The sequence below is a fragment of the Sulfurimonas sp. genome (assembly GCF_032250635.1).
Classification (GTDB): Bacteria; Campylobacterota; Campylobacteria; order Campylobacterales; family Sulfurimonadaceae; genus Sulfurimonas.
Map to the genome: position 1 here is coordinate 1 of NZ_JAVVFL010000060.1, position 10262 is coordinate 10262.

7 protein-coding genes and 1 pseudogene are annotated in these 10262 nt (G+C 40.5%); 3 read left to right on the forward strand and 5 right to left on the reverse strand.

The annotated features are described in order from the left end of the window. Positions 1-59: 59 nt before the first annotated feature. Positions 60-602: a ribosome hibernation-promoting factor, HPF/YfiA family gene (hpf, locus tag RQ763_RS05235; RefSeq protein ID WP_314151603.1), complete on the forward strand. Its 543-nt coding sequence runs from the start codon at positions 60-62 to the stop codon at positions 600-602. Between the two features lie 18 nt (positions 603-620). On the opposite strand, the gene recG is transcribed toward hpf, so the two are convergent. The 5 genes from recG to RQ763_RS05260 form a co-directional block, all read right to left on the reverse strand. Further along, entirely contained in the window at positions 621-2420 is a 1800-nt protein-coding gene (gene recG, locus RQ763_RS05240) for an ATP-dependent DNA helicase RecG (RefSeq protein WP_314151604.1), read from the reverse strand. 83 nt (positions 2421-2503) lie between these two features. Further along, a complete protein-coding gene (locus RQ763_RS05245; RefSeq protein ID WP_314151605.1) occupies positions 2504-3745 on the reverse strand; it encodes a pitrilysin family protein in 1242 nt (413 codons plus the stop codon). A gap of 45 nt (positions 3746-3790) precedes the next feature. After that, positions 3791-4840 carry a dehypoxanthine futalosine cyclase gene (locus RQ763_RS05250; RefSeq protein ID WP_314151607.1) on the reverse strand — a complete coding sequence of 350 codons (1050 nt, stop codon included), beginning with the start codon at positions 4838-4840 and terminating at the stop codon, positions 3791-3793. An 18-nt stretch (positions 4841-4858) separates the two neighbouring features. Next, the gene (locus RQ763_RS05255; RefSeq protein ID WP_314151608.1) at positions 4859-7246 is read right to left on the reverse strand and encodes a multiheme c-type cytochrome; all 2388 of its coding nucleotides are present in this window, start codon (positions 7244-7246) and stop codon (positions 4859-4861) included. 55 nt (positions 7247-7301) lie between these two features. Then, positions 7302-9308, reverse strand: coding sequence for a thioredoxin domain-containing protein (locus tag RQ763_RS05260; protein ID WP_314151609.1), 2007 nt, complete (start codon positions 9306-9308; stop codon positions 7302-7304). 79 nt (positions 9309-9387) lie between these two features. Between RQ763_RS05260 and RQ763_RS05265 the strand changes: the two genes are divergently transcribed. Then, positions 9388-10044: a response regulator transcription factor gene (locus RQ763_RS05265; protein ID WP_314151610.1), complete on the forward strand. Its 657-nt coding sequence runs from the start codon at positions 9388-9390 to the stop codon at positions 10042-10044. Then, a pseudogene (locus RQ763_RS05270) lies at positions 10037-10262 on the forward strand (sensor histidine kinase); the annotation flags it as partial. The gene RQ763_RS05265 and the pseudogene RQ763_RS05270, both read left to right, overlap by 8 nt.

Genomic DNA, 10262 nt, shown 5'->3' on the forward strand with positions numbered 1-10262 from the left:
GAACACACAACCATATTTTAACTATTTGGTTGATAAATATATTATACGAAGGATTTACTATGAATATATCATTAACAGGAAGACATGTGGAGCTTACAGAGCCTATAAAAGCACACATGAATGCATCGATAGAAACACTTAGCAAATACAATATGGACATCATATCCGTAAATCTAATCGCAACAAGTCAGACAAAAAAGGGGAAGCCTCTATCAATCATAGAGTTTGTTATAAACTTGGCGCATAAAAACTCAGTGGTTATCAAACAAAGTGATGAAGATCTTTACGCTGCTATCGACTTGGCAACAGCAAGAGCACAAAAAGCACTCCGCCGAATGCACGACAAAGACAACCACCACCATAAAGATGGCATAAACGAAGCTAAAAGCGAAGCAGGTAATGGCATAGACCTACATGAGGCAAGCGAAGCAATGGAAGATGAGATTGTTCCAGTTGAGCTTACTCTATACAAACCGCGTGAAGTAGAAGATGTTTTAAACGACATTAAAGAGAACAAAAAACTATTTGAAATCTTCATAGACAACGACGGTAAAACCCGTGTTCTTTACAAGAGAAACGACGGAAAGTTCGGACTTTATTAATAGTCATGCAAAAGGAATTTACTTCCTTTTGCCCAAATCCTCTTTCACACTCTTTACTATCTCTTCATCCTCCGCCAAATCAACCCACTTAAACTGACTTCCGCTTTGGTTGTGCCCTTTTAGTAAATCACCGCCTTTTCTAAACTTCAAATCCAAATTTGCGATGTCAAAACCGCTTGTAGTCTGTGTAAATCTATCAAGACGTTCGGACGAACTTTGGTTTGTGTACAAAAAGCAGTAGCCTTTAAGACCTGTGCGGCTCACACGTCCGCGAAGCTGATGCAGAGTTGAAAGTCCTAATCTCTCAGCTCCTACTATGACGACTGTGCTGAGACGCGGCAGAGAGATGCCGACCTCTACAACCGTAGTGGCTATAAGAATAGCGCCGCTTTTGTTAAATTCAAGCAAAACCTCCTCCTTCTCTTTGTCCTTTCCATGTGTTACATAGACATTAGAAAATCTCTTCTCCCAAAATCCCCTTGCCTCATCAATACTTTGATACTCCAAAACTTCACTCTGCTCAACCAGCGGATAGACAAGCAGCACCTGATTGCCACTCTCTATCTCAATTTTTATATGCTCTAACAACTCTTTAAAATCGTTTTTATGTATGACCGTGCTTGTTATATCTTTTTTAAAAGGTGTCGTTGTAATGAGTGAAACATCTATATGCGCCGTCTCAATCATCGCCTGTGTTCTGGGAATAGGAGTTGCAGAAAACTGCAAAAAATGGGGTTTTTTCTCTCCCGAACTAACCAACTTCTCAAGTAAATTTCTCTGAGCCGTTCCAAATCGGTGCTGCTCATCTACCATGACAAGAGAGGCACATGGGAGCTCTCTATAAAGCAGTGCATGCGTGCCGATGATGAAGTCATACTCATCTAGATCTATATCTTTTGTTTTGTTTGTAACGAGTGCGATTTTAATATCTGGGAGAAATTTTTTTGCCTCTGTGTAGAGTTGATTTGCTAGTATAGTCGTAGGTGCCATAAGAACGGAGCGATTTGGAAGCATCATAAGTGCAGACGCCAAGATGACCATCGTTTTTCCGCTTCCGACATCTCCGACTATCATCCGTCTTGCAGAGATCTCTTTGCTAAAGTCTGCTTTTATCTCCTCTATGCTCTTTACCTGCTCATGCGTTAATCTAAAAGGCAGAGTTTGTGCCCACTTCTCATAATCGCTACACGAGGAGGTTAGCGCCTTGAAATATCTTCTTTTGTTTGAGAGCTGCTTCATATAGCTAAAGAGTTCGCTATATTTAAGAGCATCTACTGTTTTTGCTTCCAACTCTCTTAGATTCGGTACTATTTGCGCAGGAAAATGAACATGCAAAAGCTCCTCTGCAATCTCCGCTTTTAACCCCTCTGAGATGAGATTCTCTTTTGTAAGAGAACTTTGCATAAGCCGAAACATAACATCGCTCCTAAGAGCCGATTTGTATTTTGGAGTAATCGCGCCGATATTTGTCACTTTTTTTGGCATGCTCATACTGCAAAAACCGTTTTTACACTCAACCATTCCATAGTAGTAATCCCTATCGCCTACTTTAAACTGATGCATCATATAGGGTTTTGGTCGAAACAGTACACCTGTAATAAGATGACCGAAATTGTGGGCAAAGAAAGTTATCTGAAGTGAATTTGGAGCTCTATAAACAGACTCTACAGTCGCGTCTATAAGCTGCATTGCATGGATTTGAAGTTTCTCGTGAACTCTTAAATCTTCGTAAGAGGATGGGACAACAAGAGCAAGCTCTATGTAGCTGCTAAGCCCTAGTTTTTTAAATTTCTCTTCTTGCTCTTTTGTCATGCCCATCTTTAATCCTCGCTATGGTTATGATAGCGATTTTTCATAGAGATGCTGTAAAATATTGCAAAATGCAATACAAAAACTCAATATTATTTTTTTGTTACTATCGCAAAGCTCATATCTAAAATCTCTCTATGCTCTTTTATAAACGCATTTAAATCTTTTAACTTCAGCGTTTGGATTTTTTCAAGCTCTTTAAAAGAGTGCCCAATCTCCTGATCGTTGTAAAACTCCATAAAAGTTCTATGAAGTCTTTGGCTCATTGTCTCCACTCTTAAAGGTTCACTTCCAAGCAGAAATTTCTTTGTCTGCTCAAGCTCCTCTTTTGTAACACCTTTTTTTACAAAATCTTCTATAACATACTTTACAGTCTCTTTGGCATCTTCAAGCGACTCTAACTTTGTCTGAAGATATCCGTTCATGTAGCTGCTTGATTTTGTCACATCCAACCTTGCATAAGCTGAATATGCGAGTCCTTTTTTAACTCTGATCTCCTCCATAAGTCTTGAGCCAAATCCCCCTGCTCCCAAGATAAAAACGGCAACTCTCGCTTTGTAATAATCCTCTGAGTTTACGCTTATGTTGTACGGCGAGCCAAAGTAGATATATGCCTGCTGTGTCTCTTTTAAGAGTACTTTTTCTTTTGCATCTTTAGCAGCTTCATACTTTATAAGCTCATTTGATTTGCCCTTTGGAAGAGACTCTATGATTTTTGAGATTTTATCTTTGCTAGTCTCTAAATCCACATCGCCGCCTATGGCAACTATCAGCTTTGAGCTAACCATATTTTTAGATAGAAACTCTTTTACATCTTTGAGCTCAATGCCCTTTACGCTCTCAATCGTTCCCGAAGACGGATTTGCAAGCACGCTTCCATCAAAAAGAAGCGCTCTTAGCTCGTTTGAGGCTATATAGTCAAAGTCATTCTCTTTTCTTGCAAGAGAACCCAAGGTAGTTGCTTTTACCTTCTTTATCGACTCCTCTGTAAGATTCGGGTCACTTAGCAGCATCTCAAAATATTTGAGTGCTTCGTCAAACTCCTCTTTTAGGCAGCCTAGCTCTAGCACAAAAGTCTCTTTGCCAGTTGATGCAGATATATGAATAGCTTTGCTCTCAAGCGCCTCGGCAAACTTGTTTGAACCAAGCTTTTTCGTCCCCTCGTTCATGACTCTTGAGCTAAACTTTGCCAAACCTGCTTTTGTGCCATCTGCAACACTTCCGCTGTTTTTAAAAATAAACTGCATGGTCACCAAAGGGAGTCTATTGTCCTCTTCAAAAATCACGGGTATTTTTGAACTTTTTACTTTTATCTCATCTATTGTTGCTGCCATAAGTATATTTCCTAAAATCAATATTGTTAAAACTATTTTTTTCATCTATGCAAATTTCTCTAAAATCTCATACGCCGTGTTTCGCACAGCAGGTATCTCGCCTATATCTCTTATGAGATGTACCATCTCACTTTTTGCCATCTTGTAAGCCGCTCCGGCGGAGCTTACGACATTCTCTTCCATCATAGTAGAACCCAAATCATTTGCGCCAAACATCAAAGCCATCTGCCCGATGTATGGACCCTGCGTTACCCATGAACTTTGGATATTTGGCACATTGTCAAGATAGAGTCTGGCAACTGCAAGAAGTCGTAAGTAGCGGTTTGAAGAGGGTTTGTCCATATCTGGAATAAGACGGAGAAGTTCTGTATTTTGCCCTTGAAAACTCCACATAATAAAAGCGCGAAAACCGCCTGTCTCATCTTGAAGCCTACGCACCATATCAAAATGTTCTACAATATCTTCGTCCGTCTCAATAGTTCCATACATCATAGTAGCCGTCGACATAATGCCGAGTTTATGAGCTTTTCTGTGAATATCTATCCAAACTTCAGAGTCAATCTTTTTTGGAGCGATTATGTCTCTTACTTTGTCGGAGAGTATCTCAGCCCCTGCCCCTGGAATAGAAGCCAAACCTTTTGCATGCAGCCTCTCTAAAACCTCTTCCACGCTAATACGCGAGACCTTGGCTATAAAATCTATCTCAATGGAGCTAAAACCGTGAATGGTAATTGTAGGGTATTTGGTATGGATATGCCCGACCAAATCCTCATACCACTCTATCTTTAGTTTTGGATGCACGCCGCCTTGAAAAAGTATCTGCGTTCCGCCGATTTCAAGCAACTCATCAATCTTTGCATCTATCTCATCAAACGTCAAAACATAAGCATCCACATCTTTTTCATGTCTGTAAAATGCACAAAACTTGCAGTCCACCCAGCAGATGTTTGTGTAGTTGATATTTCTATCCACCACAAAAGTGGTGATATTGTCGGGATGGAGCTCTTTTTTGCGTGCAGTCGCCATCCGTCCGAGCTCTTTTAAATCTGCATTTCGTATGAGATGAAGAGCCTCTTCTTTTGTCAATCTTTTCATTTCCAACCGTTTCTCTTTTTAGTGATTGGATTTTACCCTTTTTTTAAAAACAAAGCGATAAAGAAAAAAACCAAGCACAAAAATTACAACCGCCGCAATAGCCATCTGCACCCATGCTCCAATATGCAAAATCTTGTTTAAGATGCCCGCATGCTCTTTGTTGTCTATCTTGATATTTGCCATTTTTGCGATGTGTGCCATTGCCGAAACAGCCAAATCACCGCTTGGTATATCTATGTGGCAAGAGAGGCAAACACCACGTCTATCGAGTTTATCTCTCTGCTCTTTACTAAGCGGAGCAGACAAACTCCAGTGATGTCCGACCGTCATAAGCTGCGTGCCGTTTTCGTCTATAAACTGCGAATAGTCATGTTTTAAGTTCGGAATTCCTGGAAACTGCTCATCCGTAATTTGCGGCAATACTTTTCTATCCGCACTCATCAAGTCTATAATGGTCGTTTTACTTGGATCATTATTAAGTTTTCCGCCTCCCACACCTAGCCCTAGAGCTTTATCGCTTGCATGACAACTCTCACATGTTCTAGCTATTTTTTGGATGGTATGGGGCTGAACAGGTGCCATGTCGATAGCATTTTGCCCCTCTTCTCCCGCTCCCTCAACATTTGGAATCTTAAAGATGTGATTTTGCAAAAGCGCTTTGCCATCTTTTCCTATAACCGTAATTGTCGTCTGGCATCCTGGGATTGCAGGGCTCACCCTCCCCTCTCCGTTTTGCGCTAACGCAGGGTCTTCCCATCTTAAGTAACTTCTTGTCTCCGTAACCTGCCCATCAACCAAGTATTTTTTCAAATCTTTCGTCTCGCCCGTCATTCCGTGAATATCTTGGTCATGTGAAGCGGCTAAGTAGTCGGGATTTTGTTTGCCTTTTGAGTAGTCAATTTTTACATGACAGCCGTAACATTGAGGTGCCCAAGTCGCATGACACGAGTAGCACTCCATTTTTGAAGTATGAGACTCTATGGTATCCATCGCCAAAAGTCCGGCAGGTGAGAGTGCCTCTTGCTCTTTTAAGAGCTTAAGCGGTTTTAGTTCTATATCTTTGCCGCTTGAGAGGTACATAATAATTTTGTTCCCTTTTTTTACCGCTTTTGGAAGTGGATTTCCTCTTGCTGTGATGATATACCCATCCTCTTTTGGAGGTACATGCCCCTGTTTTAGATACTCTAACAAATCCTGCGCTACACCTCGTGGCTTGCCCGTAGCCTCTTTTGTAGCGAACTCATCAGAATAACCAATAGGGAGTTCCCACGGATACGTTTTTGTCGTTCCATGACAATCTTGACACTCCACCTCAACCGCCGCCGCATTTGCTCCACCTAAAAAACCATCACCGTGAAGGTCGTTTGAAGTGTGGCAATCTTGGCACAACATCCCTTTTTGGTAGTGGATATCCTCTTGCATGTGCAGGTAGCGTTTTGTGTGAAGCTGCGGCTGTTCATTTCCCTCGTCATCAAAATTGGATTTATACTCAGTCTCCATAAGCCCTTGGTAAGAGACGCCGATTCTCTTTCCACGGTTATGACATGTAGAACATGTCTCGACAGGAACACCGGAGTAATTTACATCGTGAACGCTCACTTTTACTTTTCGTGAACTCTGGATTTGATGAACCAAAAGATGCCCCGGTTTTTTGGAGATGTTCGTATCCTTCCCCTCATAAAACCCCTCATTTGAGTAGGGAATATGACAAGATGAACACCCCATCCCTCTAAAATCTCCTCTTTTAAAGCGCCCTTTTCCGCCCGTGTGACATCGCAAACACTCCTGACGAAGGTAAGTATATACCGCTAAAGAGGGGTCTTTGTGAATCTCCTCAACCGTCGGGGCATCTGGAAGCTCGTGGTTTGCTTCTGGAAAAACCTGCGGCTCCATGGATGCGAGTTTTTGCATATATTTTTTATAGATATCTGTACCAAGTCTATCATCTGGGTTTGATGGATTTTTAGTATCAAATGTTCCTGCCGTATGCTCATACCCCTCTTTGGCGCCAAAACTCCACAAAGCACCCTGTATCTTGCCCTGCTCAGTCATCATAAGCGAGTTCATCTGCGCACCCACTTGCTTCGGATGACACATACCGCAAGTATTTTCGTTTATCCATGAACTCCCCGGTGCAGGATAGAACTCCTTTGGACCCTTTTCAAACTCAAAATACTCCACCGTTCCCGCATGTGCTTTCTCTTTCGTTTTTGCTTCGGGATTACCGCCATGGCAGACGATACAGTCGTTGCCTTTGTGCCCAGCTTTATCGGCAACTTTAAAAATCTCTTTCATCATACCAGATTCTTTATCTCTGATATCTTCAATGCCTTTATGACATGTAACACACTCGTTTGAAGCAAAAAGTGTCAATGTAAGAGAGATAAAGAGTAGAAAAATTTTCATGGAAAACTCCTTGTTTTTTGCAATCATATCTTGCAAAAGTGCCTACAAAGTGCTTTTACCTCTTTAGGAGAGATTCAATATCTTTTTTCACTTTTTCAAACTCTGTGTCGTAGCTAAAACAACTGTTTATCTTGCATGCCAGATACTCATCTGCATCATAAACATACCTGTAAACAAAGGGGTATTTTATGTCGTTTGCATCAAAACTATCCAAATTGCTCTTTGTTGATTTTATAAAGATGGGCTCATATTCAAACATAAGAGATGCTAGCGTAGCAGTTGGATAACTTGAGGGGCTTGCATTTATCGTAGCGCTATAGAGCTCTGCTATCTCTTTTGCCATAGCAAACTTTTTCATATCAGCCAAAACGGTCGCGTAATTTAAAAGGTTGATGCTTTGCTGTGCCAATGCACTTGCGTAGGCTCTCTCGCTAATGTCTGCATATGTTTTAAAGCCGTCGTTTGACTCCAACCATCTGCCCTCTCTGTAAAAGAGTGTTATACTTTTTTCAACAATCTCTTTGTAGAGCTTAAAATATCTCTGCTCCAAAGTCGCCTGATACGCCTCAAAAAGAGCGCTTGTGAAAAAAGCGTAATCCTCAAGCAGAGCCTTTTGCATAGGTTTTACATTTGCAATGGTCTGATGATATAACTCACCTTTTATATACATCTTCTCAAGCAGCGCATCAAGAGATTTTTTTGCTTGTATGACGTACTTTTTATCTGCTATTGCGGCCTTAAACTTCCCTTTGATGTAGAGTGCATTCCAAGCGGTGTTTATTTTATTGTCCACAAACGGATATTCTCTTGTTTTGCGCATCTCCAAAAGCAGCTCTTTTGCCCTTTGAAGAACTTTTGGCCCGACATCTGCCGTGATATGCGGATTGCTCAAGTGCCCCTCAAAGTTTCCATCTTCTGTTATTCCCAGATACCCAAGCGCAGCGTTTATCTCCAACTCTTTTAAACCTCTTTTTTTGAGATATTCAAATGCTTCGTCATGCTCATAGACAAAGTAAAATCCCTCTTCATTTCTTCCCTCGCGGTTTTTGCTATCGGCGTTGCTTGCACTCATATAGACACCGCCGATTTGAAATCTTTTATCCATTTGGGCGATTGTCTCATCTATGATTTTTTTATAGAGCGGGTTTTTTGTATGTTTGTATGCCAAAGAGTAGGCTTCAAGAAGTTCTCCGTTTGTGTAGAGCATCTTCTCAAAATGCGGAATTTGCCACTTCTCATCAACAGTATATCTATAAAAACCGCCCTCTATCTGATCGTAAATTCCGCCTTTTGCCATAGCGTCCAACGCGCTAAGCGACATGTCAAGACTCTCTTTGTTTTTTGTTATCTCGTAAAGTTTCAGAAGCAGTATGATTTTTGAAGCCTCGGGAAATTTCGGTCGATTTGAAAAACCGCTGTTATTAAAGTCGTAATATGATTTAAAGTCGCTGATGGTTTTGTTTGCAAGACCTGACATAAGCTGGGCTTTCTGATTTGAAAACTTTTGGCTCTGCTCAACCGACAAAAGCACTTTTTCGCCCATCTGGGCTAATTTTTGATGAGAGATTGTTGAAACGCTGTTTATAATATCCACTAAACCACGAGAACCGTAACCTGCGGACAAAGGAACATAAGTTCCACTAAAAAAGGGCTTTTTATCAGCCGTCATCATAATTGTCAAAGGCCAGCCGCCGCCTTTTGAATTCATAGTTCTATAAACCTTTTGATAAAAACTGTCTATATGCGGCAACTCTTCCCTGTCAACTTTGATGCTTATAAAATATTTGTTAAGCAGTTTTGCAAAATGCTCATTTTCAAAACTCTCATGCGCCATCACATGACACCAGTGACATGTAGAGTACCCAATGGAGAGAAAGATGAGTTTGTTCTCTTTTTTAGCCTTAAGAAATGCCTCCTCGCCCCAAGGGTGCCAATCAACGGGGTTATCCTTGTGCTGCAAAAGATAAGGCGATGTCTCTTTAGCCAAGCTGTTTGAAGCTGCTGCCGACTCCCTAAAGAGAACAAAAAAAGATAAAAAGAAAATAAGTGTTATAATTTTCATAAATTACTCCTGCATTTGAGATTACATTATAATGATAATAGACAAAAGTGCCGCTAAAGTGCTGAGAGATTAGGTAAAAATGAAAATACTCCTTTTAGAAGACGACGAATTTATCTGTAAAGAGATACAAAACTATTTTGAGTTAAACGACCATCAAGTTGACTATTTTCATGATGGGGAAGCGCTTTTAGATAACGCTCTCTTGCAAAATTACGACATATTTTTGCTCGACATAAACACACCTAAAAAAAACGGTTTTGAAACGCTTAGAGAGATTCGCAAAGAAAACATAATGACTCCAGCCATCTACATAACCGCCCAAAGCGATATAGAACATGTCAAAAAAGGGTATGATTTAGGGTACAGCGACTATGTAAGAAAGCCTTTTTTGCTTGAAGAGTTGGAACTTAGAATTAACCAGATTCTTTATAAAGATGCAACGAAAAACAATGTAAAAATCAGCGAGAGTTATCGTTTTGACATCTCTTTGATGCAGCTTTTTTACAAAGATGAAGCAGTTGATTTAAATGTGCATGAAAAGAAACTTCTCTACATTTTGAGTAAAAACATAAACCAAATTATAACCACCGATATTTTAAAAGATTACGTTTGGGACAACAAAGAAGTGCAGGACAATACGCTAAGAACGCAGATAAAAAAGTTGCGCGCCAAACTGCAAGAGAACTTCATACTCAATGTAAGAAATGCAGGGTACAAGATAAGCAGCTATGAATAAATTAAAATTTGGCATCAAGCTTTTTCTCTCCTACATCATCTTTACCCTAATCCTCATCCTCTCTATCGCCGTTGTGCATCTCTACTTTTCGCAAGAGCAGCAAACACAGCAGTTTTTAAAAGAGGCAAAGCTTCAAAGCGGAGAGAAAAAAGAGAAGTTTGATGCACATATAAAGATGAAAAAAGATGCGTTACTAGCAGTTTCGCAAAATGAGCAGT

What these genes read in the sequence shown, in the direction of transcription:
- RQ763_RS05255 (WP_314151608.1), bottom strand. Translation starts at nt 7,246, where the DNA reads ATGAAAATTTTTCTACTCTTTATCTCTCTTACATTGACACTTTTTGCT.
- RQ763_RS05260 (WP_314151609.1), bottom strand. Translation starts at nt 9,308, where the DNA reads ATGAAAATTATAACACTTATTTTCTTTTTATCTTTTTTTGTTCTCTTT.
- recG (WP_314151604.1), bottom strand. Translation starts at nt 2,420, where the DNA reads ATGGGCATGACAAAAGAGCAAGAAGAGAAATTTAAAAAACTAGGGCTT.
- RQ763_RS05265 (WP_314151610.1), top strand. Translation starts at nt 9,388, where the DNA reads ATGAAAATACTCCTTTTAGAAGACGACGAATTTATCTGTAAAGAGATA.
- RQ763_RS05250 (WP_314151607.1), bottom strand. Translation starts at nt 4,840, where the DNA reads ATGAAAAGATTGACAAAAGAAGAGGCTCTTCATCTCATACGAAATGCA.
- hpf (WP_314151603.1), top strand. Translation starts at nt 60, where the DNA reads ATGAATATATCATTAACAGGAAGACATGTGGAGCTTACAGAGCCTATA.
- RQ763_RS05245 (WP_314151605.1), bottom strand. Translation starts at nt 3,745, where the DNA reads ATGGCAGCAACAATAGATGAGATAAAAGTAAAAAGTTCAAAAATACCC.